Origin of the sequence: Mesorhizobium sp. M2A.F.Ca.ET.043.02.1.1, assembly GCF_003952405.1 — a bacterium.
Classification (GTDB): domain Bacteria; phylum Pseudomonadota; class Alphaproteobacteria; order Rhizobiales; family Rhizobiaceae; genus Mesorhizobium.
In genome coordinates this window covers 3,451,099-3,477,709 of the sequence record NZ_CP034445.1, presented here as the reverse complement: position 1 = coordinate 3,477,709, position 26,611 = coordinate 3,451,099, and the positions used below count along the sequence as shown (strand labels likewise).

The 26,611-nt window shown below is 64.5% G+C and carries 25 protein-coding genes; 11 read left to right on the top strand and 14 right to left on the bottom strand.

Going from position 1 to position 26,611, the window contains the following annotated elements; genetic code table 11:
* Positions 1-113: 113 nt before the first annotated feature.
* The 8 genes from iolC (at position 114) to phnN (ending at position 8,844) form a co-directional block, all read left to right on the top strand.
* A complete protein-coding gene (gene iolC, locus EJ068_RS16600; protein ID WP_127249766.1) occupies positions 114-2,048 on the top strand; it encodes a 5-dehydro-2-deoxygluconokinase in 1,935 nt (644 codons plus the stop codon).
* Positions 2,049-2,083: 35 nt separating this feature from the next.
* Positions 2,084-3,934, top strand: coding sequence for a 3D-(3,5/4)-trihydroxycyclohexane-1,2-dione acylhydrolase (decyclizing) (gene iolD / locus EJ068_RS16595; RefSeq protein ID WP_127249765.1), 1,851 nt, complete (start codon positions 2,084-2,086; stop codon positions 3,932-3,934).
* Between the two features lie 149 nt (positions 3,935-4,083).
* On the top strand, positions 4,084-4,998 hold the full coding sequence (gene iolE, locus EJ068_RS16590) for a myo-inosose-2 dehydratase (RefSeq protein WP_127249764.1): 915 nt from the start codon (positions 4,084-4,086) through the stop codon (positions 4,996-4,998).
* 64 nt (positions 4,999-5,062) lie between these two features.
* The gene (locus EJ068_RS16585) at positions 5,063-5,275 is read left to right on the top strand and encodes a DUF3329 domain-containing protein (protein WP_127249763.1); all 213 of its coding nucleotides are present in this window, start codon (positions 5,063-5,065) and stop codon (positions 5,273-5,275) included.
* A 16-nt stretch (positions 5,276-5,291) separates the two neighbouring features.
* Complete coding sequence (iolB, locus tag EJ068_RS16580) at positions 5,292-6,104, top strand: 5-deoxy-glucuronate isomerase (protein ID WP_127249762.1); 813 nt, start codon at positions 5,292-5,294, stop codon at positions 6,102-6,104.
* Positions 6,105-6,337: 233 nt separating this feature from the next.
* Positions 6,338-7,045: a DUF1045 domain-containing protein gene (locus tag EJ068_RS16575; protein ID WP_126080068.1), complete on the top strand. Its 708-nt coding sequence runs from the start codon at positions 6,338-6,340 to the stop codon at positions 7,043-7,045.
* 36 nt (positions 7,046-7,081) lie between these two features.
* Entirely contained in the window at positions 7,082-8,221 is a 1,140-nt protein-coding gene (locus EJ068_RS16570; protein WP_127249761.1) for an alpha-D-ribose 1-methylphosphonate 5-triphosphate diphosphatase, read from the top strand.
* On the top strand, positions 8,218-8,844 hold the full coding sequence (gene phnN / locus EJ068_RS16565) for a phosphonate metabolism protein/1,5-bisphosphokinase (PRPP-forming) PhnN (protein WP_189341982.1): 627 nt from the start codon (positions 8,218-8,220) through the stop codon (positions 8,842-8,844). The genes EJ068_RS16570 and phnN overlap by 4 nt, the downstream gene beginning before the upstream one ends.
* Before the next feature lie 200 nt (positions 8,845-9,044).
* Here the strand turns inward: phnN and EJ068_RS16560 are convergent, their stop codons facing one another.
* The 7 genes from EJ068_RS16560 to EJ068_RS16530 all read right to left on the bottom strand — a co-directional run bounded on the left by EJ068_RS16560 (position 9,045) and on the right by EJ068_RS16530 (position 16,075).
* Positions 9,045-9,860 carry an ATP-binding cassette domain-containing protein gene (locus EJ068_RS16560; RefSeq protein ID WP_127249759.1) on the bottom strand — a complete coding sequence of 272 codons (816 nt, stop codon included), beginning with the start codon at positions 9,858-9,860 and terminating at the stop codon, positions 9,045-9,047.
* Positions 9,860-10,597, bottom strand: coding sequence for an ABC transporter permease (locus tag EJ068_RS16555; protein WP_127249758.1), 738 nt, complete (start codon positions 10,595-10,597; stop codon positions 9,860-9,862). The genes EJ068_RS16560 and EJ068_RS16555 overlap by 1 nt, the downstream gene beginning before the upstream one ends.
* A 3-nt stretch (positions 10,598-10,600) precedes the next feature.
* A complete protein-coding gene (locus tag EJ068_RS16550; RefSeq protein ID WP_245463128.1) occupies positions 10,601-11,347 on the bottom strand; it encodes an ABC transporter permease subunit in 747 nt (248 codons plus the stop codon).
* Between the two features lie 76 nt (positions 11,348-11,423).
* Positions 11,424-12,266: a transporter substrate-binding domain-containing protein gene (locus tag EJ068_RS16545; protein WP_245463127.1), complete on the bottom strand. Its 843-nt coding sequence runs from the start codon at positions 12,264-12,266 to the stop codon at positions 11,424-11,426.
* A 182-nt stretch (positions 12,267-12,448) separates the two neighbouring features.
* A complete protein-coding gene (locus EJ068_RS16540; RefSeq protein WP_126080072.1) occupies positions 12,449-13,444 on the bottom strand; it encodes an ABC transporter permease in 996 nt (331 codons plus the stop codon).
* Entirely contained in the window at positions 13,441-15,006 is a 1,566-nt protein-coding gene (locus tag EJ068_RS16535) for a sugar ABC transporter ATP-binding protein (protein ID WP_127249755.1), read from the bottom strand. Before EJ068_RS16535 ends, EJ068_RS16540 begins: the two co-directional genes overlap by 4 nt.
* Positions 15,007-15,112: 106 nt before the next feature.
* Positions 15,113-16,075 carry a sugar-binding protein gene (locus tag EJ068_RS16530; RefSeq protein WP_127249754.1) on the bottom strand — a complete coding sequence of 321 codons (963 nt, stop codon included), beginning with the start codon at positions 16,073-16,075 and terminating at the stop codon, positions 15,113-15,115.
* Between the two features lie 623 nt (positions 16,076-16,698).
* On the opposite strand from EJ068_RS16530, the gene EJ068_RS16525 reads away from it, so the two are divergent.
* Together EJ068_RS16525 and EJ068_RS16520 are read left to right on the top strand one after the other, a co-directional pair.
* Entirely contained in the window at positions 16,699-17,811 is a 1,113-nt protein-coding gene (locus EJ068_RS16525) for a LacI family DNA-binding transcriptional regulator (protein WP_189341992.1), read from the top strand.
* A 103-nt stretch (positions 17,812-17,914) separates the two neighbouring features.
* Positions 17,915-18,715, top strand: a complete 801-nt coding sequence (locus EJ068_RS16520; protein ID WP_126080075.1) for a class I SAM-dependent methyltransferase — start codon at positions 17,915-17,917, stop codon at positions 18,713-18,715.
* Positions 18,716-18,729: 14 nt separating this feature from the next.
* Here EJ068_RS16520 and EJ068_RS16515 read toward each other — a convergent pair whose 3' ends face one another.
* Positions 18,730-19,434, bottom strand: a complete 705-nt coding sequence (locus tag EJ068_RS16515) for a YafY family protein (protein WP_126080076.1) — start codon at positions 19,432-19,434, stop codon at positions 18,730-18,732.
* Positions 19,435-19,561: 127 nt separating this feature from the next.
* Between EJ068_RS16515 and EJ068_RS16510 the strand changes: the two genes are divergently transcribed.
* Positions 19,562-20,197 carry a LysE family translocator gene (locus EJ068_RS16510; RefSeq protein WP_127249753.1) on the top strand — a complete coding sequence of 212 codons (636 nt, stop codon included), beginning with the start codon at positions 19,562-19,564 and terminating at the stop codon, positions 20,195-20,197.
* A 21-nt stretch (positions 20,198-20,218) separates the two neighbouring features.
* On the opposite strand, the gene EJ068_RS16505 is transcribed toward EJ068_RS16510, so the two are convergent.
* The 6 genes from EJ068_RS16505 to EJ068_RS16480 form a co-directional block, all read right to left on the bottom strand.
* A complete protein-coding gene (locus tag EJ068_RS16505; protein WP_127249752.1) occupies positions 20,219-21,310 on the bottom strand; it encodes a 3-deoxy-7-phosphoheptulonate synthase in 1,092 nt (363 codons plus the stop codon).
* A 451-nt stretch (positions 21,311-21,761) separates the two neighbouring features.
* Positions 21,762-22,556, bottom strand: a complete 795-nt coding sequence (locus EJ068_RS16500) for an SDR family oxidoreductase (protein ID WP_126080079.1) — start codon at positions 22,554-22,556, stop codon at positions 21,762-21,764.
* Between the two features lie 31 nt (positions 22,557-22,587).
* Positions 22,588-23,580: an inositol 2-dehydrogenase gene (iolG, locus tag EJ068_RS16495; RefSeq protein ID WP_127249751.1), complete on the bottom strand. Its 993-nt coding sequence runs from the start codon at positions 23,578-23,580 to the stop codon at positions 22,588-22,590.
* 75 nt (positions 23,581-23,655) lie between these two features.
* Entirely contained in the window at positions 23,656-24,426 is a 771-nt protein-coding gene (locus tag EJ068_RS16490; protein ID WP_127249750.1) for an ATP-binding cassette domain-containing protein, read from the bottom strand.
* Between the two features lie 2 nt (positions 24,427-24,428).
* Positions 24,429-25,505 (bottom strand): ABC transporter permease, encoded by a 1,077-nt coding sequence (locus EJ068_RS16485; RefSeq protein WP_127249749.1) that lies wholly within the window; start codon positions 25,503-25,505, stop codon positions 24,429-24,431.
* A gap of 108 nt (positions 25,506-25,613) precedes the next feature.
* Positions 25,614-26,555, bottom strand: a complete 942-nt coding sequence (locus tag EJ068_RS16480) for a sugar ABC transporter substrate-binding protein (protein WP_126080081.1) — start codon at positions 26,553-26,555, stop codon at positions 25,614-25,616.
* Positions 26,556-26,611: the final 56 nt, after the last annotated feature.

Here is a 26,611-nt window from a genome sequence, read left to right as displayed (position 1 = left end):
CATATTGACTAAGGATTGGAATTAATATTTCATATTGGCAACATCGCGCCGTCGCCGGCGCGTGCTGTCCAAAACGACGCTGCTCTGCATAACAAGGCCGATGGGAGGTTCGAATGGGCGAAGCCGTGGAAGGGAAATACCCGCCGCTCGACGTCATCACCATCGGCCGCGCATCGGTCGATCTCTATGGCCAGCAGATCGGCTCGCGGCTGGAGGACATCACCTCCTTCGCCAAGTCGGTCGGCGGCTGCCCGGCCAACATTTCCGTCGGCACGGCAAGGCTCGGCCTGCGCTCGGCGCTGCTGACGCGCGTCGGCGACGAGCAGATGGGCCGCTTCATCCGCGAGCAGCTCCGGCGCGAGGGCGTCTCCGTCGATGGCCTGAAGACCGACAAGGAGCGGCTGACGGCGCTGGTGCTGCTCTCGGTCGAGAGCGAAGGCGTCTCGCCGATGATTTTCTACCGCTCCGACTGCGCCGACATGGCGCTGGCCGAAGAGGATATCGACGAGGCCTTCATCGCCTCGGCGCGCTCAGTGGTCGTCACCGGCACGCATTTTTCGCGGCCGAATTCCGATGCCGCGCAGCGCAAGGCGATCCGGCTGATGAAGGCCCGAGGCGGCAAGGTAGTCTTCGACATCGACTATCGCCCGAACCTCTGGGGCCTTGCCGGCCATGCCGAAGGTTTCGAGCGTTATGTCAAATCCGACCGTGTCTCAGCGCAGCTGAAGACGGTGCTTCCGGACTGCGATCTCATTGTCGGCACCGAGGAGGAGATCATGATCGCTTCCGGAGCCGACGACTGTCTGAGCGCGCTGAAGACGATCCGTGCGCTTTCCTCGGCCACCATCGTGCTGAAGCGCGGCGCCAAGGGCTGCATCGTCTATGACGGCCCGATCAGCGACGACCTCGAGGACGGCATCGTCGGCAAGGGTTTCCCGATCGAGATCTACAATGTGCTGGGCGCCGGCGACGCCTTCATGTCCGGCTTCCTGCGCGGCTGGCTGGGCGGCGAAAGCTTTGCCACCGCAGCCACCTGGGCCAATGCCTGCGGCGCCTTTGCGGTGTCGCGCCTGCTCTGCGCGCCGGAATATCCGACCTTCGAGGAGCTGCAGTTCTTCCTGAAGAACGGCAGCAAGCACCTGGCGCTGCGCAAGGACGAGGCGATCAACCATATCCATTGGGCGACGACGCGCAGGCGCGACATTCCCTCGCTGATGGCTTTGGCCTGCGACCATCGCGTGCAGCTGGAGGATGTCGCGGCCAGGGTCGGCGCCGACGTTTCGCGTATCCCCGATTTCAAGGTCCTGACCGTCAAGGCGGCGGCAAAAGTCGTAGCCGGTCGCGACGGGTACGGCATGCTGATCGACGAGAAATACGGCCGCGACGCCATGTTCGAATTCGCCCGCCATTCCTTCTCCTGGCTCGGACGTCCGGTCGAGTTGCCGGGATCGCGGCCGCTGCGCTTCGAATTCTCGCAGGATATCGGCTCGCAGCTCACCGAATGGCCGGTCGACCATTGCATCAAATGCCTGTGCTTCTACCACCCGGACGACCCGGAAGCGCTGAAAGTCGAGCAGCAGCAGAAGCTGCGCGCTTTGTTCGAGGCGGCGCGGAAAGTCGGCCGCGAACTGCTGGTCGAGATCATCGCCGGCAAGCATGGCAAGCTCGACGACACCACCATTCCGCGTGCGCTGGAGGAACTCTATGCGCTGGGCATCAAGCCCGACTGGTGGAAGCTCGAGCCGCAAGCTTCCGCAGGCGCCTGGGCGAAGATCGAACAGGTGATCGTCAGGAACGACCCATGGTGCCGCGGCGTCGTGCTGCTCGGTCTCGAAGCGCCGCAGGACGAGCTGGTCGCAGCCTTCGCCGCGACGGCCAATGCGCCGATCGTCAAGGGATTCGCGGTCGGTCGCACCATCTTCATCAACGCCGCCGAACAATGGCTGGCCGGCCGGATGTCGGATGACGAGGCCATCGCCGACATGGCGTCCCGCTTCGAACAGTTGACCGAAGCGTGGCTTGCCGCGCGCGGCCGTAAAGCAGCATAAGAAAACGGCGTCAACGAAAGCCGGAGGAAACGACAATGACGAAGACCGTTCGCCTGACGATGGCGCAGGCGCTGACCCGCTTTCTCAGCCGCCAAATGACCGAGATCGACGGCAAGACGGTGCCGATCTTCGGCGGCGTGTGGGCAATCTTCGGCCATGGCAATGTCGCCGGCATCGGCGAGGCGCTCTACCAGGTCCGCGACGAGCTGCCGACCTTCCGCGCCCATAACGAGCAGGCGATGGCGCATGCGGCGATCGCCTATGGCAAGGCGAATTTCCGCCGCCGCTTCATGGCCGCGACCTCTTCGATCGGCCCCGGCGCGCTGAACATGGTGACCGCGGCGGCGCTGGCGCATGTGAACCGGCTGCCCGTCCTGTTCCTGCCCGGCGATGTGTTCGCCAACCGTCTGCCCGACCCGGTGCTGCAGCAGGCGGAGGATTTCTCCGACGGCACCGCGAGCGTCAACGACTGCTTCCGGCCCGTGTCGCGCTATTTCGATCGCATCACGCGGCCGGAGCAGATCATCCCGGCGCTCAACCGCGCGATGCAGGTGCTGACCGATCCCGCCGAATGCGGCCCGGTGACGCTGTCGCTCTGCCAGGACGTGCAGGCCGAGGCCTATGATTATCCCGAAAGCCTGTTCGCCGAGCGCGTCTGGGCGCCGCGCAGGCTGCGCCCGGACCGCAATGAATTGGCGGCGGCCGTCGCAGCGCTGAAAGGAGCGAAGAAGCCGCTGGTGATCGCCGGCGGCGGCGTGCTCTATTCGCAGGCTTCCGGTGAACTGGTGAAGCTGGTGCAGGGCGCGGGCATTCCGGTCTGCGAAACGCAGGGCGGCAAGTCTTCGCTGCCCGACGATCATCCGCTCAACATGGCGGCGGTCGGCGTGACCGGCACATCGGCCGCCAACCGTCTGGCCGAGGAGGCCGATGTCGTGCTCGCCGTCGGCACCAGGCTGCAGGATTTCACCACCGGCTCCTGGGCGTTGTTCAAGAATGCCGGCCGGACCATCATTGGCCTCAATACCCAGGTTTTCGATGCCGGCAAGCATTGGGCGCTGCCGCTGGTTTGCGACGCCGCCGAGGGCCTGGCAGAACTCGGCGCGGCGCTGAATGGCTGGAAGGCCCCTAGCGCCTGGACCGACAATGCGCTGAAGGGCAAGATGGAGTGGCAGGCCGCCGCCGCCAAGGTGACGGCTTCGACCAACGCCGCCTACCCTTCCGATGCGCAGGTGATCGGCGCCGTGCAGCGCGCCATGGGCTCGGGCGTGACGCTGCTGAATGCGTCCGGCGGCCTGCCGGGAGAACTGCACAAACTCTGGCAGGCGGGCGCTCCCGGCTCGTATCATGGGGAATACGGCTTCTCGACCATGGGCTATGAGATTGCCGGGGGGCTCGGCGCCAAGATGGCGAAACCCGATCAGGAGGTCGTCGTCATGGTCGGCGACGGCTCCTATCTGATGATGAATTCCGAGATCGCCACCTCGGTGATGCTTGGCCTGAAGCTCACCATCGTGCTGCTTGACAACCGCGGCTATGGCTGCATCAACCGGCTGCAGATGGCGACCGGCGGCGCCAACTTCAACAATCTCTTGAAGGACGCGCGCCACGAAGTGCTGCCCGAGGTCGATTTCGCCGCGCATGCGGCAAGCATGGGCGCCATCGCCGAGAAGGCGGCGTCGATCGCCGAGCTGGAGACGGCGTTGGCCAAGGCGAAGAAGAACGACAGGACGACGGTTCTGGTCATAGACACCGATCCGCTGATCTCGACCGACGCCGGCGGCCACTGGTGGGACGTCGCCGTGCCGGAAGTCTCGGCGCGACGCGAAGTGAACGCCGCGCGCAAAGTCTACGAAGAAAAGCGTCAGATGCAGAAGATCGGAGATTGAAGCTGACAGCGCAGATCCCCTACCTCCCCTTGTGGGGAGGTCGGACCGAAGGTCCGGGTGGGGTCGGCGCTGCCCCCTCCCCGCTGCTTCGCGGCGACCCTCCCCACAAAGGCTGATGGTAGGAACGAACCGACATTTGGAGTGACGACTTGAAAGCCAAACTGGGCATGTCTCCCATCGCATGGTGGAACGACGATCTCGTGGAACTGAGCGACGACGTGTCGCTGGAGGAGTGCCTGCGCCAGTCGCGCTCGGCCGGCTTCACCGGCATGGAAAAGGGCCGCCGTTTTCCCGATGATCCTTCGGTGATGCTGCCGATCCTGAAAGCTGCCGACGTCACCCTTTGCGGCGGCTGGTTCTCCGGCACGCTGGTCAACGAGGACCTGGCGAAGAACAAGGACCGCATCCAGCCTATGATCGACCTATTCAAGGCGGTCGACGCGCCCTGCATCGTTTATGGCGAGGTCGGCCGTTCGATCCAGGGCGACCGCTCAAAGCCTTTGGCCACCAAGCCGAAACTTTCGGACGACGAGATGAAGGCCTATGGCCGGCGCGTCACCGAATTCGGCGAATGGTGCGCGGAGCAGGGCATGCCGCTTTCCTACCACCATCACATGGCCGCTGTGGTCGAGACCGAGCCGGAGCTCGATGCCTTCATGCGCAACTCCGGCGAAGGCATCCCGCTTTTGCTCGACGCCGGCCATCTCGCCTTTGCCGGCGGCGATGTGCTGCGCGCCATCGACAACCATCACAAGCGCATCAACCATGTCCATGTGAAGGATGTGCGCATGGGTGTGATCGAGGGGCTCGACCGCTCCAAACAGTCCTTCCTCGATGCCGTGGCGCTCGGCGCCTTCACCGTGCCGGGCGACGGCTCGCTCGATTTCGGCGCCATTGTGCAGCGTTTCGCAGATTATGGCTATGAAGGCTGGTTCGTCGTGGAAGCCGAACAGGATCCTAAGAAGAACCCGCCGCTCAAGATGGCCCAGGTCGGCCACAAGGAGCTGATGCGAGTGATGACAGCCGCCGGCTACACGGTGGAGACGCAAGGGTTTCCGGCCTGAACGGTGGATTAGACAGGGCATCCGATCTATCTGATGCGCTTTGGGCAAATCCTGGATTGGCGCGATGAAAGACTATGAGCACCCCTTTTTCAGGCCGCTGTGGCGGCGCATCGCCGTCGTCGTGGTCTGCCTGATCTGGTCGGCGATCGAGTTCGCCTCCGGTACGCCGTTCTGGGGCGTCATCGCGCTCGGCTTCGCCGGCTATGCGGTGTGGCAGTTTTTCTATCTCTACAAGCCGGTTGAGGAGGCGAAGCCTCCGGCCGAGCCGAAGGAATAATCCAAAGGAGCCCCGCATGTCGAAACTCATCGTCAAGGCCGACAGGGGCCACGGCCATGTCGCGCATGTCACGCCGCAAAGCGCCGGCTGGACCTATGTCGGGTTCGACCTGCATCGGCTGAAGGCGGGCGAGACGGCGTCCGGCAAGACGGGCGACCGCGAGGTTTGCCTGGTCTTCGTCACCGGCAAGGGCAAGGCGACCGCCGGCGGCAAGGATCTCGGCCTGCTCGGCGAGCGCATGTCGCCTTTCGAAGGCAAGCCGTGGTCGGTCTATGTGCCGCAAGGCACCGAATGGTCGGTGACCGCCGACACCGAGCTGGAACTCGCCGTCTGCTCGGCGCCGGGCCTCGGCGGCGGCCTGCCGGCGCGCGTCATCGGGCCGGACGATCTCGGCCAGGAGGTACGTGGCAAGGGCACCAACACGCGCTACGTCACCAATATCCTGCCCGAGGGCAAGCCGGCGGATTCGCTGCTGGTGGTCGAGGTCATCACGCCCGGCGGCCACACGTCCAGCTACCCGCCGCACAAGCACGACCAGGACAATCTGCCGGCCGAGTCCTACCTGGAAGAGACCTACTATCACCGCCTCAACCCGCCGCAGGGTTTTGCCTTCCAGCGCGTCTACACCGACGCCGACCGCAACGGCGTGCGCGAGCTGGACGAGGCGATGGCGATCGAGGACGGCGATGTCGTGCTGGTGCCGAAGGGCTATCACCCCTGCGCGGCCTGCCACGGCTACGACCTCTATTATCTCAACGTCATGGCCGGACCGAAGCGGACGTGGAAATTCCACAACGCGGCCGAGCACGAATGGCTGATGAAGGCCTGACTGCGCATTGGTCCAGCCGGGAGAAAATCGTCGGCTAACGAGCTTGCGGCTGGACTTGCCTTCGAAAACCCATGAAAGCTTCGTCAATCCGTCATGGAAATCACCTATGGCAGCGGTTCCGGTGCATGTCGCCGCAAACGCCTTGGCGTTTTGGGACCCACGACTTGCCAAGACAATGACTTGAAGCGCGTCGCATGATCCTTCGGGCGCGGCGCGCTTGACGAGGAACGCCAATGCGCTACGCCATCTACTACACACCGGAACAGGACGAGAAGCTGGCGCGCATTGCCGCCAACTGGCTGGGCCGCGACCCATTCGGGGCGGCGACGCGGCCGGTGGAGGCCGTGGGCGATCTGTCTGCCGCGGAAGTCGCCTTCCACACGGCGTCGGCCAGGCGCTACGGGTTCCATGCGACGCTGAAGGCGCCATTCCGGCTGGCGCCGAACGAGACCGAAGCCTCGCTGCGGGCCGCGCTCGACGCTTTCGCCGAGGCGACGCCGCCTGTCGTCATCCCGCGTCTGGTCGTCGGGCAGATCGACGGCTTCTTCGCGCTGGTGCCGGAAACGCGGTTCGCGCCGCTCAACGACTTCGCCGGCGAGGTGGTGCGCGCCTTCGACAGTTTCCGCGCGCCGCTCACCGAGGCCGAGATCGAGCGCCGCAGCCCCGATGCGCTGAAGCCGGACGAGTTCCGCAACCTCTGCCAATGGGGCTATCCTTACGTCTTCGACACATTCCGCTTCCACATGACGCTGTCGGGGCGCGTCGGGCCCGAGGAGAGCCCGCGTCTTCGCGCGGCGATCGACGGCCTGTTCGCCGACGTGCTGCGGCAGCCGGTGCCGGTGGATGCGCTGACCCTGTTCGTCGAAAGCGAGCCCGGCGCCCCGTTCATGGTGCTTTCGCACCACGCGCTTGGCCGTGGCCAGGCCCGCAAGACAGCTTGATTTGATTGCCGACCGCTCGAGATAGGACCGCCTGAGATGACCGCCGAAACCGTTCTCACCAATACCCGCATCGTGCTGCCCGACGAGATCGTCGAGGGCTCGCTTCTGTTGCGCGACGGCCTGATCGCCGCCGTCGAGCCGGGCGCTGCCCGCACCGGCGAGGATATGGGCGGCGACTACATCATCCCGGGCCTCGTCGAGCTGCACACCGATCACCTCGAAGGGCATTACGCGCCACGCCCGAAAGTGCGCTGGAACCCGATCGCCGCCGTGCTTGCCCATGATGCCCAGGTGGCGACCGCCGGCATCACCACCGTGCTCGACGCCCTGCGCGTCGGCATGGACGAGGACGCCGACCTGAAATCCGACGATGTGCGCAAGCTGGCCGATGCGATCGAGGACAGCGTGCGCCAGGATCGGCTCAGGGCCGACCATTTCATCCATTTGCGCTGCGAGGTCTCGGCGCCCGATTGCCTCGAGGCTTTCGCCAATTTCGAGACCGACGACAGGGTGAAGCTCGCCTCGCTGATGGACCATGCGCCCGGACAGCGCCAGTTCGTCAATCTTGAAACCTATGCCTATTACTACCAGCGCAAGCTGAAGCTGACCGACCGCGACTTCCAGAAATTCTGCGAGAAGCGGATGGCGGAATCGGCCCGCAATTCCGGCCCGAACCGGGTCTTCATCTCGGCCGCCTGCCGCGAGCGCGGCATCGTGCTAGCCAGCCATGACGATGCGACCGCCGGCCATGTCGACGAGGCGATCGAGCAGGGCGTGCGCGTCGCCGAGTTCCCGACGACGGAAGAAGCGGCCAAGGCCTCCAAGGCGGCGGGTCTCGGCGTGCTGATGGGTGCGCCGAACGTCATGCGCGGCGCCTCGCATTCCGGCAATGTCTCGGCGCGCACGCTTGCCGCCGACGGCCTGCTCGACATCCTGTCGTCCGACTACATCCCCTTCAGCCTGATCCAGTCGGCCTTCTTCCTCGGCGATGTTGTCGAAGGGATTTCGCTGCCGCAGGCGGTGGCGATGGTCTCGAAGAACCCGGCCGAAGTGGTCGGCCTCGCCGATCGCGGCGTCATCGAGCCGGGCCGCCGGGCCGACCTGGTGCGCGTGCGCGTCGACGACCATGTGCCGGTCGTGCGCACCGTGTGGCGCCAGGGCCGCCGGGTCGCATGATGGCGTCGGCCCTCATCGAGCGCGAGCTGACCGATAGCCTGCCGATCCGCAACGGCGTCTTCGTCGCGGTGGTCGGTCCGAGCGGCGCCGGCAAGGACACGGTGATCGGCTACGCCAAGCAGCGCTTTGCCGGTGAGACGCGGCTGGAATTCGTGCGCCGCGTCATCACCAGGCCGAGCGACACGGCAAGCGAGGACCACGACACGCTGGCGGACGCCGCCTTCGCGGAAGCCGAGGCAGACGGCGCCTTCTCGCTGTGCTGGGACGCGCACGGCCTGCGCTACGGCCTGCCGGCCGATGTCGACTGGGCCGTGGCGAACGGCCATGTCGCCGTGGCGAATGTCTCCCGCGCGGTCATCCCGGCGCTGCGCGAACGCTACGCCAACCTGGCCGTGGTCGAGATCACCGCCACGCCGGAGATCCTCGCCGAGCGGCTGGCGGCGCGCGGCCGCGAATCGCGCGGCGAAGTGCTTGCCCGCCTGGCGCGCAGCGCCAGCGTCAAGCTGACCGGGCCGGACGTCACCTCGATCGACAACAGCGGCGACAAGGAGCTCGCCGGCGAACGCTTCGCCGAGGTGCTGCGCAAGGCGATGGCGTTCTCCGATCTGTCGGACATGATCTAAGCGCCTTCCCCTTCTCCCCTTGTGGGAGAAGGTGGCCGCGAAGCGGCCGGGTGAGGGGTGCTGGAAGGAATGAAGCGCTGGCGGTTGGCACAACGGTGCTGCCAGGCGAACGCCATTGCCCAGCTGGAACACCCCTCATCCGTCTCGGCGCTTCGCGCCGATCCACCTTCTCCCACAAGGGGAGAAGGGAAGTCTGCGCTTCACTTGTTGAAGTTGGCGATGAACTGCTTGAACTGCGGCGTCGGCGGCCTGGCGAACATCTCCTTCGGCTCGCCGACCGAATCCACCTCGCCCTTGTGCAGGAACATCACCTTGCTCGATACGTCGCGGGCAAAACTCATCTCATGCGTGACCACCAGCATGGTGCGCCCTTCCTCGGCAAGCGAGCGCATGACGCGCAGCACCTCGCCGACCAGTTCCGGATCCAGCGCCGATGTCGGCTCGTCGAACAGCATCACCTTGGGGTTCATCGCCAGGGCGCGGGCAATTGCCGCGCGCTGCTGCTGGCCGCCCGACATATGCGGCGGATAGTAGTTGCGGCGCTCCCATATGCCGACGCGCTTCAGCAAGGCCTCGGCCTGCTCCAGGCACTCGGCGCGCGGCCGCTTCAAAACATGCGTCGGCGCTGCGACGAGGTTTTCCAGCACGGTCATGTGCGACCAGAGATTGAAGCTCTGGAAGACCATGGCGAGGTTGGCGCGAATCCGTTCCACCTGGCGGATGTCGGCCGGCATCTGATGGCCGTCGCGGCTTCGCTTCATCTTGATCAGCTCGCCGTCGACCCGCACCTCGCCGGAGTCAGGGGTCTCCAGCAGGTTGATGCAGCGAAGCATCGTGCTCTTGCCGGACCCGGAGGAGCCGAGGATGGAAATCACGTCGCCCTTGTGGGCTTCCAGCGAAATGCCCTTGAGCACCTCGTGATCGCCAAAGCATTTGCGCAGGTCCTTGACGCTGATGGCAGGCGTCTCTCCGGAGGACGGTGCTGCTTTCGCGGCAGCGGCGACATTTGCCGACATCACAACACCTCCGGTACGGGTTTGATTTGCTGACTCTGCTCGGGCGGCGGCCGCAGATGCGGCGACAGCCGGTATTCGACCCAGGCGAACAGCCGGGCGATCGACAGGTTGAGCAGCAGGTAGATCACGCCGGCGCAGGTCAGCACCTCGATCGGCCGGAACGTGTCGTGCTGGATCTTCTGCGCCGTTCCCATCATCTCCATGATCGTGACCACCGAGGCGAGCGCGGTCGCCTTGGTCATCAGGATGATTTCGGTCGAATAGGCCGGCAGAGCGAGCCGCAGCGCGATCGGGAGCGTGACGAGGCGGAAACGGGTGAAGGCCGACATGCCGAACGCCTTGGCCGCCTCGATCTGTCCGACCGGCACCGCCCGCAGCGCGCCGCGGAATATCTCGCTCTCATAGGCGGCCGTGTTCAAGGCCATGGCGACGATCGTGCAATACATCGGATCGCGCAGGATCGGCCACAGGATCGAGCTGTGGCGGACGAAGTCGAACTGGGAGAGGCCGAAATAGATCAAATAGAGCTGCACCAGAAGCGGCGAGCCACGGAAGATGAAGACATAGGCGCGGGTGAAATATTCGCCCAATCTGTAGCCGGAAGCCCGCAGCCAGGTCAGGCCGGTGGCGATGACGAGCCCGAAGGCGATGCCGAAGAACCAGATCTCGAGCGTCAGCGGTAGCGCCTTGAGCACGCTCCACATGGTGGAAAGATAGAAATCAAAATCCACCGCCATCTCTCACTTCGGCCGCGTGAAACTGCGTGAGGTGTAACGCTCGGCCTTTTCGAAGATCGGCGTCGAGATCGAGGTCATCACCAGGTAAAGGATGCCGGCGACCGTGTAGAAAAGCAGCGAATGATGCGTCGAACGCGCGGCCTTGTTCGCGGTGAGCATCAGCTCCGCGACGCCGGTGACCGAGATCAGCGCCGAATCCTTGATGGTCAATTGCCAGACATTGCCCAGCCCCGGCACGGCGAGGCGCAGCACCTGGGGCACGATCACGAGGCGAAACCGCAGCCAGGCCGACATGCCGTAGGCGCGCGCCGCCTCCAGCTCGCCGCGGTGGATCGCCAGGAACGAGCCGCGAAAAACCTCGGCCTGGTAGGCGCCGGAAATGATGCCGACCGCAAGCACGCCGCCGAGGAAGCTCGGCATGTTCAGGATGTCGGTCGAGCCGATCGATCCGGTCGACCGCGCCACACCGGTCAGCACCTGCGTGCCGCCATAGTAGAACAGGTAGATGATCAGAAGTTCCGGTTCGCCGCGGAAGACGGTGGTGTAGCTCTCGCCGATGAACCTCAATCCGCCGCGATGCGAGAGCTTGGCCGCAGCCACCAGTGAGCCCAGCGCAGCACCAATCAGCATCGAGACGACGGTGACGGCGAGCGTCCAGGCGATGCCCCAGAGCAGTTGCACGCCCCAGCCGGCGGCCAGCAGCTCATAGGCCGTCGAAAACTGCGCCTGCAGATCGTTGAGAAACTCCACGTACGCCTTCCTTCCCGGCGACGGTTCCTTGTCTCAATGCAAAACGGGAGCAGCCTTGGCTGCTCCCGTTGCGACATCACTTGGTAATGTCGATCTTGAACCACTGCATGGAGTATTTTGACACCGAGCCGTCGTCGAGCGCGGCCTTGAGTGCCTTGTTGTAAATGTCCTGCAGGTCCTTGTCGCTCTTGCGGAAGGCGGCGCCGATGCCCGGCCCGAGGATCGGACCACCCTTGAATTGCGGCCCGACGAATTCCAGGTCCTTGGCGTCGGGCTTGGCCAGCGTGCCGAGGAAATAGGTGGTGTCGGCGAAGGCCACGTCGATGCGGCCCGCCATCAGGTCGAGGTCGTGCTCGTCGGTGGTCTTGTATTCATGGACGTTGGCGACGTCCTTCAGATATTTGTCGGCGAAGGTCGCCTCGGTGGTCGAGACCTGCAGGCCGACATTCTTGCCGGTGAGCTCCTTGCGCAGCGTGTCGAGCGCCGCCTTGGATTCGGCGTCGTCCTTCGACAGATCGATCATCTTGCCTCTGTTGGACAGGTTGGCCAGCGGGCCGTTCTTGTCGGCCAGGAAGGCCACCGGCGACGAGGCATAAGGGATCGAGAAGTCGATCGTTTTCATGCGCTCCTCGGTGATCGACATGCCGTCCATGACGATGTCGAACTTGCCTGCGGTGAGGCCCGGAATGACGCCGTCCCAATCCTGCGCGACGATGTTGCATTCGAGCTTGGCGCGGGCGCAGACATCGTTGAGGATATCCACCTCGAAGCCGACGATCTTGCCGCTGGCATCGGTCTGGTTCCAGGGGGCATAGGAGCCCTCCATGGCGACGGAGACGGTCTTCCAGTCCTTGGCCAGTGCCGGGGTCGAGCAGGTCAACGCCAGCGCCGCGAGCGCGATCCAACGTGATGATGTCACTGTAGTTACTCCCATTTTTGTTCTTGGAATGCTCAGATACCAACTGCTTAGCCCAGCCCCGATTCGCCGACAAGGGCTGTTTTCCGGTTCACGGGTTGTTGCAATTCGTCGACGAATCCGCACGCGCCCGGCGTCTCATCCGCGAGCATCGATCCAATCAGGCCGTTGTCCGAAGAGCGAGATTACTCCGCCGGCGCGCCGGCAACGTTCTGGCGCGTCGCTTCGATCATGCGGCGCCGGGCGCGGAAGACGCCCCATTGCTGGTCGACCAGCACGCCGATCAGGATGACGCCGCCCATTACCGCGAAATTGAGGGATGAGGGGATGCCGAGCAGGTTGACGAGGTTCTGCAGTTCCTGCAGCAGCACAGTTCCGAGCAGGACTCCGACCAGCGAGCCCTCGCCGCCGCGCAGCGAGAAGCCGCCGAGCACCGCCGCGGCGATGGCGTAGAGCTCATAGAACTGGCCGTGGCTCGCCGGCGAGATCGAGCGCGTGTACATGGCGAAATAGATCGCCGACAGCGCCGTCAGCACGCCGCAGATGACATAGGCCGCGATGATGATCCGGCCGGTGCGGATGCCGGAATATTTCGCCGCCTCCTCGTTCTTGCCGATGGCGTAGAGATAGCGGCCGAACACCGAGCGGTGCAGCACCACCCACATGACAATGGCAATGACGATCAGCGCGATGAAGGAGTTCGGCAAGCCGTAGGAGCGGCCCGCGGTCAGGAATTCGAGCGTCGGGAAATTCTGCCCGAAGGCAAAGCCCGCCGTACCATCGGCGGTGTAGAAACGCGCCACGCCGCGATAGATCAAGAGGCCGCACAGCGTCACCACGAAGGGCTGCAATTTCAGCCTTGTGATCAGCCAGCCATGCACGAAGCCGATGACGGCGCCGAGCACGATGATCACCACGAAGGCCAGCGGCCAGTCCAGTTCGCGGACAGCGATGAAGTCGATGAACAGGGTGCCGAGCAGCGCGATCAGCGAGCCGACCGACAATTCGATGCCGCCGGTGATGATGACGAAGGCCTGACCGATCGACAGGATGCCGAACAGCGCGACGAGGTTGGAGGTGTTGGCGAGATTGATCGCTGACAGGAAGCGCGGATTAATGGCCGTCACCACCGCGCCGACCACCAGGATCAGGATCAGCAGGCCGAGATCTTTCTTGCTCATTCAACTCCTCCCGCCGCTTGCAGCAGTTTCGGCTTCTTGCCGACCGCCAGCAAGAGCACGTTCTCCTGGCTGAAATCGTCCTTGTCGAGGATGCCGGAGATCTGCCCCTCATGCATGACCGCGATGCGGTCCGAGACGCCGATCACCTCTTCCATGTCGCTGGAGATCATCAGCACCGCGACGCCGGCATCTGCCAGCGCCCGCATCAGTCCGTAGATTTCGGCCTTGGCGCCGATATCGATGCCACGCGTCGGCTCGTCCAGGATCATAACCTTGGGGTTCATCGCCAGCCATTTGGCGAGGACCACCTTCTGCTGGTTGCCGCCCGAAAGCGTGCCGGTGCGGGTGAGCACCGACGGCGCCTTGATGCCGAGGTTCTTCTTCTGTTTTTCCGCCGTCGCGAGCTCGGCACTGGCCGAAACCAGCGAGCGCGTCGCATGCGCCGGCAGGTTGGGCAGCGAGATGTTCTGGGCGATCGAGAGATCGAGCAATATGCCGGTGAGCTTGCGGTCTTCCGGCACGAGGAAGATGCCGTTCGCTACCGCGTCGGCGGCCGAGCCGACATTGAGCGGCTTGCCGTCGAGCGTGACGCTGCCGCCCAGCCGCTCGTCAATGCCGAACAGCACGCGCGCGAGCTCGGTGCGGCCGGAGCCGACCAGGCCCGCGAGGCCGAGGATCTCCGCGCGCCTCAGCTCGAGGCTGACCGGCCGGTCCGGATAGGTGCTGGTGCGGATCGCGTCGGCCGACAGCGCCACACTGCCCGGCGCGCGCGTGGCTTCGCCCGCCTTCTCGCGCTCCTTCAGCATGCGGCCGATCATCAGCCTGACCATCTCGTCGTGATTGATCCGGTCCTTCGCCAGCGTGCCGGCCAGCGTCCCGTCGCGCAGCACCACGACGCGGTCGGCGACGCGCTCGATCTCGTGCAGCCGATGCGAAATGAAGATGACGCTGATGCCTTGCGCCTTCAGCCCCTTGATGACGTCGAGCAGTTTTTCGGTTTCCGCCATCGGCAGGCTGGAGGTCGGCTCGTCGAGGATCACAAGGCGGGCCCTGATCGACAGCGCCTTGGCGATCTCGACCATCTGCTGCTGGGCGAGCGACAGCGACGCGACCGGCGCGTCGGCCGAGAAATTGGCGCCGACACGCTTCAACAGCGGCGCCACCATTTCGCGCAGCTTGGCGCGGTCGACCAGCCTCAACGGCCCGGCGCGCAGTGGCTCGCGGCCGAAGAAGATGTTGGCGGCGACGTCGAGATTTTCGAAGAGATTCAATTCCTGGTGCACGAAAGCGATGCCGGAGCCGATGCTCTGCTCGACGGTCAGCCCGTCATGCGCGACGCCATCGACGGTGATGGTGCCGCTGTCCGGCCGCGTCACGCCGCCGAGGATCTTCATCAGCGTCGATTTGCCGGCGCCGTTTTCGCCGACAAGGCCGATGACCTCGCCGGGCCGTACCTCCATCGAGAACCGGTCCAGGGCGACAACGCCCGGATAGGTCCTGCGCACGGCCTCGAGGCTCAGGAACGGAGCGGTGTCTGGGTGAGTGGTGTCGGTAGAGGTCATCGCGCCTGACAGCAGCCGGTGGGCCACAGACTGACCGGCCTTGGCGGGTCCGTCAATACGAACGCCGGCTCAAGGAACCCCTTGAGCCGGCGCACCTGTCTTGGGCTTACTTGCCCTGCATCGCCTTGAGGTTGGCGGCGTAGGCATCGACGTCATCCTTGCCGATGATCTTGGTCGGGATGATGATCAAGCCGTTGGCCGGGATGCCCGACTTGTCGCCCTTGAGGTAGGAAGCCATCAGCTTCATGCCCTGATAGGCCCATTCGAAGGGCTGCTGCACCACGGTCGCGGCAACGGTGCCTTCCTTGACGCCGCCCAGCGTGATCGGATCGTCGTCGAAGCCGACGACGGTGATCTGGCCGAGCTTGCCGGCGTCGCGCAGCGCTTCATAGATGCGCGGCGTGTTGTAGGAGTAGAAGCCGACCATGCAGGTGATGTCTGGGCTGGCAACCAGCGCGTCCTCGACATTCTTCTTGGCGCGCGCCTGGTCGATATCGTCGCCGCGCACGTCGACCAGCTCGATCTTGCTGCCGGCGAGCCCGTCCTTCATGCCCTGGATGCGTTCCTTAGCGTTGTCGGCGCCGAGCAGGCCGACGAAGCCGAGGCACTTGCCGCCGTCCGGCATCGCCTTCTTGGCGATCTCGGCCGCCTGCTTGCCGGCATCGACGTTGGACGAGCCGATATAGGCGACGCGCTTGGTCTGCGGCGCGTCGGAGTCGGTGGTGAACAGCGCGGTTTCGGACGCGATCTTGTTCAGCCCGTCGGTCGAGGTCTTGGGATCGACGGCCGAGACCATGATGCCCTTGACGCCAGCCGTCACCAAGTCATCCATCAGCCGCTGCTGGATGGCCACCGAGGACTGTTCGGGATACTTCAGCTCGAGATTATAGTCGGGCAGTTCGCCCTGCGCCTTCTTAACGCCGGCTTCCGCCGCCTTCCAGAAGTCTGACGCGCCGTTGACGACGAAGGCCAGCGTCGGCTTGTCGTCCGCGCGGGTAACCGCCGTGGCCGCAAGTCCGATGAGCACGGCCGCCGCGGCGACAGATGCGTTACGGATCATGGATTTCATAGTTCAACCTCCCTTGTAGAACCTGACTGTAGAACTCGTCGCCGATGTCTCGGCCGCGGTCCGGACAACCCTCCTCCTCAAGGGTCTGGCGCAAAGGTCCGCCGACTTAAGAACGGTGCCGATCGGGCCGCGGTCGAGACACTAGACACTCATGTGGCGTTCGTAAATAGTCCGATTTGTCCGACATTTCGTGGGAACGGATGCAGGCCCAGACCGGCGATAAAAGCCGGGTTTCGAGCGAGCGTCCCTCGCACCTGCCGGGCCGAACGGATGCCCGGACAGCCACGGCGAGTTGACAGTAGAACGCTTGCCGCTATTAGTAAAGACTATTAGTTATGAAGCCGCGAGGCGCGTTTTCGACGCGGAGGAGACGCTGGTCGAAGGACGTGCCGGGATTGAGGAGGCGAGCGCTGCAAAGTCTGCAGCCGCGCGGAAAATGACCGAATTGTCAGCATTGCTGACCTTGTCTGACCGGTTTCGTCGCAAAGCGGCGTAGCCGGCGATTTGTATGTCATGCCTGCTAATACATATTAGTTGGCGCATCTCGGTAAACGCAGCGGCCTCGACCATCTTGCCGTTGCCGCCGCCTTTGATTTAGAGCCGGCTGGGTTGGGGAAACGACCATGAGCGAACCGACGGACCTGCGCGATCCTCCCGGGGCTTCCAGGCGCCGCAAGCCGGCGGCCAAGCCGAAGGGGCGCGTGACCATGACCGACATTGCGCGCGCCGCCGGCTGCTCGCAGGCGACGGTCTCGTTCGTGCTCAACAATTCGCCGGGCATCAGGCTGTCGCAGCAGACACGCGACCGGGTGATCGAGGCGGCGCGGGCGCTGGGCTATTCGCCGCCGGTCTTCTCGGCGCTCAGGCCGCCGGTGACGCCGTTCGAGGGCCTGGACGGCGTCATCGGCTTCGCGGTCGACCAGCTCGCCACCAGCCCCGAGGCGGTGGTCGCCATCGAGGGCGCGCGGCAGGCCTCGTGGAACGCCGGCAACGTGCTCTTGGTTGCGCAGACCATGGGCGACGCGGTGATGGAGCCGCGCGCGATTTCAGCGCTGACGCGGCGGGGCATCTCGGCGCTGATCTATATGACCATCTTCACGCGCGAGATCACGGCGCCGGATTTCCTCTACAGCCTCGACATCCCGGTCGTCCTGCTCAACTGCTACACCGCCGACTATGCCTTCCCGGCCGTGGTTCCCTCCGAGATCGCCGGCGGCCAGAGCGCGACAAGGCACCTGATCGCGCATGGCCATCGCCGCATCGCCACCATCACCGGCGAACCGTGGATGCAAGCCGCGCAGGATCGGCTCAAGGGCTACCGTCGTGCCCTCGCTACCGCCGACATCCCCTTCGATCCCGAACTGGTGGTCGAGGGCGACTGGTCGGCCAGCGCCGGCTACGCCGCGACGGTGAAACTGCTTGGACTCAAGGAGCGGCCCACCGCGATCTTCTGCCAGAACGACCGCACCGCGATCGGCTGCTACGAGGCGCTGAAGGAAGCCGGCCTGCATATCCCGCGGGACATCTCCGTGGTCGGCTATGACGACGAGGAGATCGCCCGTCATCTCTTCCCGCCGCTGACCACTTCGATCCTGCCGCATCTGGCGATGGGCCAATGGGCGATCGAGCAGTTGGAAACCCCGCCGACGCCCGGCCGCGGCCGCTATCCCATCACCAAACTGGAGTGCCCGCTGGTGGAGCGGGAGAGCGTGGCGGGCGTGAAATCACCTACATAACCGCCGATCCGGTCGGCTACCTTGCTGCCGATGTTGCAGATTGCCGGCGACTATGCAGCAGTTGCGCCGTCGTTTAGCTTAAGCTGATGAAAGGGAGGTTCCGATGACGTCCACCTTCACCGTCCATGCAGCATCCGGTTATGAGCAACTCATGGGGCGCTGGAGCCAAAGGCTCGCGCCCAAATTCATCGATTTCGCCGGGCTTGCCCCCGGCGAGACAATCCTGGATGTCGGCTGCGGCACCGGGAGCCTGACCTTCGAGCTGGCGAAATCGGCCGATCTTGCCGAGATCCAGGCCATCGATTTTTCCCCGGTCTTCGTGGCGGCGACGAAGGAGAAAAACACCGATCCGCGCATCACCATCAGCCAGGCCGATGCCACGGCGCTGCCTTTCGCGGACAATGCATTCGACCGCGCGCTGGCGCTGCTGGTGCTGCATTTCGTGCCGGAGGCCGGCAAGGCGGTGGCCGAGATGCGCCGCGTGGTGCGACCAGGCGGCATAGTCGCGGCAGTGGTCTGGGACCATTACGGCGGCATGACCGGGATGCGCATGATGATCGACACTATGGCGGCGCTCAGCGAAAGCGGACGCCAGATGCGCAGCCGCTACTGCTTCCAGCCGATGATGCAGCCGGGCGAGATGAAGCGGACCTTTGTCGAGCAGGGTCTCGTCGAAGTCACCGAGGCCGAGCTGATGATCCGCATGGACTACGCGGATTTCGACGACCTCTGGGCGCCGATCGGCGCCGGAGAAGGCCCGCTCGGCAAATACATCACCACACTGGATACGGCCGAGCGGCAGCGCGTCGAGGCCGCCATGCGCGATGCCTATCAGGCCGGCCGGCCCGACGGCCCGCGATCCTTCGCCAATGTCGCCTGGGCCTGTCGCGGCATCGTGCCCTGAAGCCAAGGCGCGCGTCAGTTGCCGCCGGTGGCCGCGGCATTGATCTCCCAGCCGTCGACCCAGACCTGCCGCAGCCGGTCGCCCTCGCCCTTGAACCACAGGTTCGTTGGCCGGCAGTCCTCGATGCGGTCGCTGCGGAAATTGCGGATCGCCTGGCGCAACTCGCACCAGGCGACGATGTTGGCGGTCTCGGCATAATAGATCAGCGCGACCGGACGGATGATGCGCTCGCTCGCCCGTCCCGCCTCGTCGCGGTAGGAGAGAGCGAGCTTCTCCTCGTCGCGGATGGCGCGGCGGACCTGCGCAAGGTCGACGGCGGAAGCTGAAGGCGCCGCAAAACCCCAGGCATGAAGCGCATTGGCGTCGAGCGTCTGCCGCAAGGGCGACGGCACGGCGCCGGCGATCTTGGCGCCGACGCGTTTTGCCGCCTGCTTCAGCTCGTCGTCACCGGTGCGTTCGAGCAGCGCCAGCGACAGCACGATCGCTTCCATCTCCTCGATGGAAAACATCAGCGGCGGCAGGTCGAAGCCGGGGCGCAATATGTAGCCGATGCCCCGTCCGCCCTCGATCGGCACGCGCATCGCCTGCAGGGCGGCGATGTCGCGATAGACCGAGCGCACCGTCACCTCCAGTTGTCCGGCCATCGCAGCTGCGGTCACCGGTTTTCTGGCCAGACGCAGGATCTGGATGATCTCGAACAGGCGCGAGGCCTTGCGCATTTTTCCACCCGACCGAAACGCAACTGACACATCCCCGTCAGTTGGCGTGACCTATAGGGCCGCCTACGCACTTCAAAAATCAACAGATTCCTTTTTGCCCCGGCGGGCGAAGCGACAGGCAACTGACATGAGCTATGGCGAAAACCTCTGGCTGTTCTTCGTGCTTCTGTTCGGCATCATCGCCGTTCCGGGCATGGATATGCTGTTCGTGCTGGCCAATGCGCTGACCGGCGGCAGCAATCGAGGCCTGTCGGCCACCGCCGGCATCATGCTCGGCGGCGCGGTGCACACGCTGAACGGGGCGATCGGGGTCGGCCTGCTCATGCATTTCGTGCCGGTGCTGTTCACGCCGCTGCTTATCGTCGGCGCCGCCTATATGGCCTATATCGGCATTTCGCTGATGCGCAGCTCGATCACCGTCGGCGATGACGGGCCAGCCGGCAGCCGCTCGGCCTGGAAGGCGTTCCGCCAGGGCCTGGTCACCTGCCTGATCAATCCGAAGGCCTATCTCTTCATCCTTGCCGTCTATCCGCAATTCCTGAAGCCGGCTTACGGTCCGATCTGGATGCAGGCGACGATCATGGGATTGCTGACGGTCGCCACACAGGCGGCGATCTATGGCGGGCTCGCCGTTACAGCGGGCCGCAGCCGGGGGCTGCTGGTCGACAATCCGCGAGCGACCATATTCGCAGGCCGCGCAGCAGGGTTGTTGCTGTTCGGGGTATCGATCTTCACCGCCTGGGAAGGGTTGAGGGCGGCCTGACCGCCGCCCTCTGCATTCGGCTTATGCCGCGCCCTGGCGGCTGGCGAGCAACTCGCGCTTCACGGACCGGCGCCATTCGACGGCGCCGGCAAGGCCGTGAAGCACGGTCTCGGTGGTCGCCCAGTCGATGCAGCCGTCGGTGATGCTCTGGCCGTAGGTAAGCGGCTTGCCGGGCACGACGTCCTGGCGGCCGGCGACGAGATTGCTCTCGATCATGACGCCGATGATGCGCTCGTCGCCGGCTGCGACCTGACCGGCAACGTCATGCGCCACCTTCGGCTGGTTCTCCGGCTTCTTAGCGCTGTTGGCGTGGCTGACATCGATCATCAGCCGCGGAGCGACGCCGATGCGGCCGAGCTCGGCGGCGGCGGCATCGACGCTTGCGGCATCGTAGTTCGGCTGAATGCCGCCGCGCAGGATCACATGGCAATCCTCATTGCCCGTGGTGGCCGCGATCGCACTGCGGCCGCCCTTGGTCACCGCCATGAAATGATGCGGCTGGGCTGCCGACTTCACCGCTTCGCCGGCGATCCTGAGATTGCCGTCGGTGCCATTCTTGAAGCCAACCGGGCAGGACAGGCCCGAGGCCAGCTCGCGATGGATCTGGCTTTCGGTCGTGCGCGCGCCGATGGCGCCCCAGGCGACGAGGTCGGCGATATATTGCGGGATGGTCATGTCGAGGAACTCGGTCGCCGCCGGCAGGCCGAGATTGTTGACGGCCGACAGCACGTTGCGCGCCATGCGCAAGCCCTTCTCGATGTTGAAGCTGCCGTCGAGATCGGGATCGTTGATCAGCCCCTTCCAGCCGACCGTGGTGCGCGGCTTCTCGAAATAGACGCGCATGACGATCTCGAGCCGGTCGGCCAGGGTCTCGCGCAGCGCCGCCAGACGGCTGGCATAGTCAACGGCCGCGACCGGATCGTGGATGGAGCAAGGGCCGACGATGACAAGCAGTCGATCGTCGGCCCCGGTCAGGATCGAATGAATGGTGTTGCGCGAGGCGGCAACGGTGCGCGTCGCGGTGAGCGAGCGCGGTATCTCGCGCATCACCTCGTCCGGCGTGCTCAAGGCTCTGATTTCGGTGACCCGAAGGTCGTCTGTGGTGGTCAACACGGCTTTCTGCTCCTGATTTAGGAGACCTGCCGGCTTGAAACAAAAAAGCCGCCAGGTCTGGCGGCTTGTCGGATTTTGATCTGGAGTTTTTCAGATCGAGCGCAATCCTCCCGCCGCCAGCGAGCTACCGTAGCTAAAGTACCAAAACGAGGCGGTCAGGTGGATCATGCGGCTCATATAGTCGATGCGAGGGCGGTTGTCACGAGTCTTTGTTTTAGCGGGCTAATTGGCGAAACAGTCGGCGACAGCGCCCTCTCCCCGTCACTATACGGGGAGAGGATGCCGGCAGGCAGGTGAGGGGCGGCGCCGACGCTGGAGGGCGAGGCAGACTTCCGCCTTCAACCTGAGCTTGGACCGGTAACTGTCAAAGTCGATGCTGCCCCTCATTGCCCTGCCGGGCATTTCTCCCCGTATAGTGACGGGGAGAAAGGGCTTGCCGCGGCGTCGGCTCTTACTCTCCAATAACGCCGGCAATGTTCTGGTCATAATCCACCAGCGAGCCGGTCATGACGCCAGCCTGCGGGCTCAGCATATAGGTGATCAGCCGGGCGAGCTGCGCCGGCTTGACCAGTTGGCCCATCGGCTGCGCTGCCTCTGCCTTCTCCAGCCAGTCATCCGACGCTCCGTGCCATTTCTTCTGCACGATCGCCTCGCCCTCGGTGTCCATCCATCCCGGCAGCACGGCGTTGCAGCGGATGCGGTTCTTCCGGTAGGCGCTGGCGACATTCTTGGTCAGCGTCATCAGCGCACCTTTGCTGGTCGAATAGGGCGTGAGGAAGGACTGGCCGGCATGCGCCGACATCGACAGCACGTTGACGATCGAGCCGGGCGCCTTGCGCTCCAGCAGATGCGCGACAAGGCCCTGCATCAGGAAGAAGGGGCCGCGGACATTGGTGTCGAAGATCTGGTTGAAGAGTTCTTCGGTGGTCTCCACTAACGACCCCCGCGCGGACGTGGCGGCGGCGTTGACCAGCGCGTTCAAGGTTCCGAAATGCTCAAGCGCCGTCGCGACGGCGCGCTTGCAGTCGGCGACCTTGGCGACATCGGCGCTGATGAAGATGGCGTCGACGCCGTTTTTCTTCAGCACTGCCACCGCCTTGTCGCCCTTTTCCTGCGAGCGGCCGATCAGCGCGAGCGCGCGGCAGCCCTCGTCTGCAAGCGCTTCCGCGACGGCGAAGCCGATGCCCTGCGCGCCGCCGGTGACGATGGCGCGTGTTTCTGAATTGCGACCGGCCAAACCGCTCATCGCTGTGCTCCTGTAATCTACGTTCAAACAGTCAGTCGACGCGGACGGTCTTGCCCGTCTTCGCCGACTCCAAAGCCGCGTCGGCCAGCTTCAGCGCAACCAACCCGTCCTTGCCGCTCGGCGCCGCTTTCTTGCCGGCAGTCGCCGCAGCGATGAAGGAGGAGATCTCGTTGGCATAGGCTTCGATGTAGCGGGTCATGAAGAAGTCGTGCAGCGGCGGGCGGGTGTAGCCCTTGTCGTTGGCGAGCTCGATCGAGACCGGCCGCTGGTTCTCGGCGGCGACCATGCCTTTCGAGCCGTGCACCTCGATGCGCTGGTCATAGCCATAGGTGGCGCGGCGTGAGTTGGAAATGACGGCCTGCCTGCCGGACGCGGTTTCGAGGATGACGCTGACCGAATCGAAATCGCCCGCTTCGCCGATCTTCTTGTCGACCAGCACCGAGGCGTGGGCGCTGACGGCGACCGGCTCCTCGCCGAGCAGGAAGCGCGCCATGTCGAAATCGTGGATGGTCATGTCGCGGAAAATGCCGCCGGAGCGGGCGATGTAATCGAGCGGCGGAGCGCCCGGATCGCGGGACGTGATGGTGACCATCTCGACCGTGCCAATGGCGCCGTCGTCGATCGCCTTGCGCACGGCGGCGAAATGCGGGTCGAAGCGGCGGTTGAAGCCGACCATCAGCGTGGCGCCGGTCTTCTCGACCACCGCCAGGCATTTTTCGACTCGCTCGACGGAGAGGTCGATCGGCTTCTCGCAGAAGATCGCCTTGCCGGCCTTGGCGAAGCGCTCGATCAGGTCGGCATGGGTGTCGGTCGGCGTGCAGATGATGACGGCATCGATGTCCTTGGCCTTTTCGATGGCATCGATGCTGCGCACTTCGGCGCCATAGGCGGAGGCCAGCTCCGTCGCCGCTTTCTCGAAGGCATCGGCCACGGCGACGAGTTTTGCCTGCGGGTTGGAAGCGACGGCGCGGGCATGCACCTTGCCGATGCGGCCGGCGCCGAGGAGAGCGAAGCGGAGTGTCATGGAATGTCCTTCGAGGGTGGGTTTGTAGGCCTATCCGCGCCTTGCGGCGCGGATGATTGGTTCGTCGCGACGCCGTCAGGCGGACTGCAGTTCCGCCTGGCCGGTCTTGGCGCCGGTGATGTAGGCGACGATGTCGTTGCCATCGGTGTCCTGCTTGCGCAAATTGGCGACGATACGCCCGCGGCGGAAGACGACGATGCGGTCGACCAGGTCGAACACCTGGCGCATGTTGTGGCTGACCAGGATCAACGGCTCGCCGTTCTCCTTCAGCGTGCGGATGATGTTTTCGACCTGCGCGGTTTCCTGCACGCCGAGCGCCGCGGTCGGCTCGTCCATGATGATCAGCTTGGAGGCGAAGGTCGCCGTCCTGGCGATCGCCACGCACTGGCGCTGGCCGCCCGACATATGGCGGATGGTGCTGGAGAGGTTCGGGATCTTCACCGCCGTGCGGACAAGCGCTGCCTCGGTCGCCTTGCGCATCGCCTTGCGATCGAGGATGGAGAAGGGGCCGAGGTTGAACAACACCTTCTCGCGGCCGAGGAACAAGTTCGACGGCACGTCGAGATCGTCGGCCAAAGCGAGGTTCTGGAAGACTGTCTCGATGCCTGCCTCGCGCGCCTCGATCGGGCCGGCGAAGTTCACCTCCTTGCCGTCGAACCAGATCTTGCCACTGGTGCGCTGCTCGACGCCGGTGATCTGGCGCACGAAGGTCGACTTGCCGGCGCCGTTGTCGCCCATGATGGCGACATGCTCGCCCTTGCGCAGCTCGAAATTCGCCTCCTGCAGCGCGTGCACGCCGCCATAATGCTTGGTGAGGTTTTCGGTCTTAAGAACGATATCGGACATGGTCAAGCTCCTATCGCGCGGCGGCGCTGGCGCCATTGATCGAGAACGACCGCGCCGACGATGATCACGCCCTTGACCATCTCCTGATAGTAGGCGTCGAGGCGCAGGAAGGTGAAGCCGGAAATGATGACGCCGAAGATCAGCGAGCCGATCACGGTGCCGATGATCGAGCCGCGGCCACCCGACAGCGAAACGCCGCCGATGACCGCCATGGCGATGGCGTCGAGCTCGTACATGACGCCCATGCCGGCCTGGGCGGTGAGGTTCTTGGACGACAGCACCACCGCGGCGATCGCGGCCAAGATGCCGGCGATCGCGTAGACCAGCACCTTGTGATTCGCGATCTTGATGCCCGACATGCGCGCGGCGTCCTCGTTCGAGCCGATGGCGTAACAGTGCTTGCCGTATTTCGTGTAGGTCAGGATGAGCTGGAACAGGATCGCCAACGAGATGAAGATGACGACCGGCATCAGCCCCTTGCCGATGGCCGCGAAGCTGTCGGTCGGAAACGAGATCGGCTGGCCCTTCGACCACCATTTGGCGATGCCGCGGGCGGTGACCATCATGCCCAGCGTGGCAATGAAGGGTGGGATGCGGGTGTAGGCGATCAAGAGGCCGTTGATCAGGCCGGCGATCAGGCCGCAGCCGACAGCAACCAGCAGCGGCACGATGACCGGCAGGTCGGTCCAGCCATAATCGATGAACATCGCCTTGGGATTGGGATTGCCGTTGACGGTCGCGACCTGGGCGAAACTCATGGCGATCATGGCGGTGGCGCCGACGATCGAGCCCGAGGACAGGTCGATGCCGCCGCAGATGATGACCTGGGTGACGCCGATGGCGATGATGCCGACGATCGAGACCTGCAGGATGATGATCTGCAGGCGCTGCTCGTTGAAGAGCCCGGAGACGTTCTCGCGGGTGTTGAACAGGAAGCTGTCGCCAAGGAAGACGCGGCCGACCAGCTCGAAAGCGGCGACCAGGATGACAAGCGCCAGGAACACGTTGAACTCGGCCGGCCACGGGCGCTTCTTGGCGTCGTAGCTCAGCCCGCCAATGCCATGCGATGTCTGTGACACGTCTTCTTCCTCCGTCGGGCGCAGCTGTCCGGCCTCCCGCGCGGGCGGGAGGAAAGGCGGAGCGGCGCGCTTGTTCCGATTGGACGCGCCGCCCCGTATCGAGGCGCCTCAGTTCTTCTTCAAGAACTTGTCGATGTTCGCCGGTGTCACGAGCTGGAACGGGATGTAGACCTTCTTGTCCACCTTCTCGCCCTTGGCGAGCTTGAGCGCGGCGTCGAGCGCGCCGGCGCCCTGGCCGGCGGCGTCCTGGAAGACCGTCGCATCGAGATCGCCGGCCTGCATGGCCACCAGCGCGTCCTGGGTGGCGTCGACTCCGCCGACCACGACCGACTTCATGTCGATATTGGCGGCCTTCATCGCCTGGATGGCGCCGATGGCGCTTTCGTCGTTGTTGGCGATGACGCCGTCGAAGGCCTTGCCGGACGACAGCCAGTTGGTCATCAGGTTCTGCGCCTCGTCACGCTTCCAGTTCGAGGTCTGCTTGTCGATGATCTTGATGAAGCTGCAGTCCGGCGTGGCGATGACCTCGTCGATGTCCTTGGTGCGCTGCACCGCGGCTTGGTTGGAAAGCTCGCCCATGATCACATAGACATTGGCTTCCTTCTTGCCGGCTTCCTTGAACAGGCGGCAGACCTCCTTGGTCTCGAGCGTGCCGGAATCGGCTTCGTTCGATGCGACGAAGGCCTGGTTGTCGGGAAGCTTGTCGACATTGACCGGCTCGCGGTTGACATAGACCAGCGGGATCTTGGCCGCGGCGGCAGCGTCCGACATCGCCTGCGTGGCCGAGGTGTCGACCGGGTTGACGATGATGGCGTCGACGCCCGAGGCGGCGAAGTTCTTGATCTGGTCGAGCTGCTTGGCCACGTCGTTCTGCGCGTCCTCGACCTGCAGCTCGACGCCATCCATGCCCTTGGCCTGCGCGATCATGCCGTTGCGCAGCACGGTGAGGAAGTTGTCGTCGAAAAGAGCCATCGAAACGCCGATCTTGGCGGCGAAGGCGGATGAACACATCAGCGCCGAAAGCGCGACGCCCAAAAGAAGTTTCTTCATTTTCTCCTCCACTTGGTGTCCGGCTGCACCTATTGAACCGGAATCCCCGGTTTGCC

Bases quoted from the DNA above. Each gene is read 5' to 3' on its own strand.
- iolC (WP_127249766.1), top strand. From the start codon at position 114: ATGGGCGAAGCCGTGGAAGGGAAATACCCGCCGCTCGACGTCATCACC.
- iolD (WP_127249765.1), top strand. From the start codon at position 2,084: ATGACGAAGACCGTTCGCCTGACGATGGCGCAGGCGCTGACCCGCTTT.
- EJ068_RS16585 (WP_127249763.1), top strand. From the start codon at position 5,063: ATGAAAGACTATGAGCACCCCTTTTTCAGGCCGCTGTGGCGGCGCATC.
- iolB (WP_127249762.1), top strand. From the start codon at position 5,292: ATGTCGAAACTCATCGTCAAGGCCGACAGGGGCCACGGCCATGTCGCG.
- EJ068_RS16575 (WP_126080068.1), top strand. From the start codon at position 6,338: ATGCGCTACGCCATCTACTACACACCGGAACAGGACGAGAAGCTGGCG.
- EJ068_RS16570 (WP_127249761.1), top strand. From the start codon at position 7,082: ATGACCGCCGAAACCGTTCTCACCAATACCCGCATCGTGCTGCCCGAC.
- phnN (WP_189341982.1), top strand. From the start codon at position 8,218: ATGATGGCGTCGGCCCTCATCGAGCGCGAGCTGACCGATAGCCTGCCG.
- EJ068_RS16560 (WP_127249759.1), bottom strand. From the start codon at position 9,860: ATGTCGGCAAATGTCGCCGCTGCCGCGAAAGCAGCACCGTCCTCCGGA.
- EJ068_RS16555 (WP_127249758.1), bottom strand. From the start codon at position 10,597: ATGGCGGTGGATTTTGATTTCTATCTTTCCACCATGTGGAGCGTGCTC.
- EJ068_RS16540 (WP_126080072.1), bottom strand. From the start codon at position 13,444: ATGAGCAAGAAAGATCTCGGCCTGCTGATCCTGATCCTGGTGGTCGGC.
- EJ068_RS16535 (WP_127249755.1), bottom strand. From the start codon at position 15,006: ATGACCTCTACCGACACCACTCACCCAGACACCGCTCCGTTCCTGAGC.
- EJ068_RS16530 (WP_127249754.1), bottom strand. From the start codon at position 16,075: ATGAAATCCATGATCCGTAACGCATCTGTCGCCGCGGCGGCCGTGCTC.
- EJ068_RS16525 (WP_189341992.1), top strand. From the start codon at position 16,699: ATGAGCGAACCGACGGACCTGCGCGATCCTCCCGGGGCTTCCAGGCGC.
- EJ068_RS16520 (WP_126080075.1), top strand. From the start codon at position 17,915: ATGACGTCCACCTTCACCGTCCATGCAGCATCCGGTTATGAGCAACTC.
- EJ068_RS16515 (WP_126080076.1), bottom strand. From the start codon at position 19,434: ATGCGCAAGGCCTCGCGCCTGTTCGAGATCATCCAGATCCTGCGTCTG.
- EJ068_RS16510 (WP_127249753.1), top strand. From the start codon at position 19,562: ATGAGCTATGGCGAAAACCTCTGGCTGTTCTTCGTGCTTCTGTTCGGC.
- EJ068_RS16500 (WP_126080079.1), bottom strand. From the start codon at position 22,556: ATGAGCGGTTTGGCCGGTCGCAATTCAGAAACACGCGCCATCGTCACC.
- iolG (WP_127249751.1), bottom strand. From the start codon at position 23,580: ATGACACTCCGCTTCGCTCTCCTCGGCGCCGGCCGCATCGGCAAGGTG.
- EJ068_RS16490 (WP_127249750.1), bottom strand. From the start codon at position 24,426: ATGTCCGATATCGTTCTTAAGACCGAAAACCTCACCAAGCATTATGGC.
- EJ068_RS16480 (WP_126080081.1), bottom strand. From the start codon at position 26,555: ATGAAGAAACTTCTTTTGGGCGTCGCGCTTTCGGCGCTGATGTGTTCA.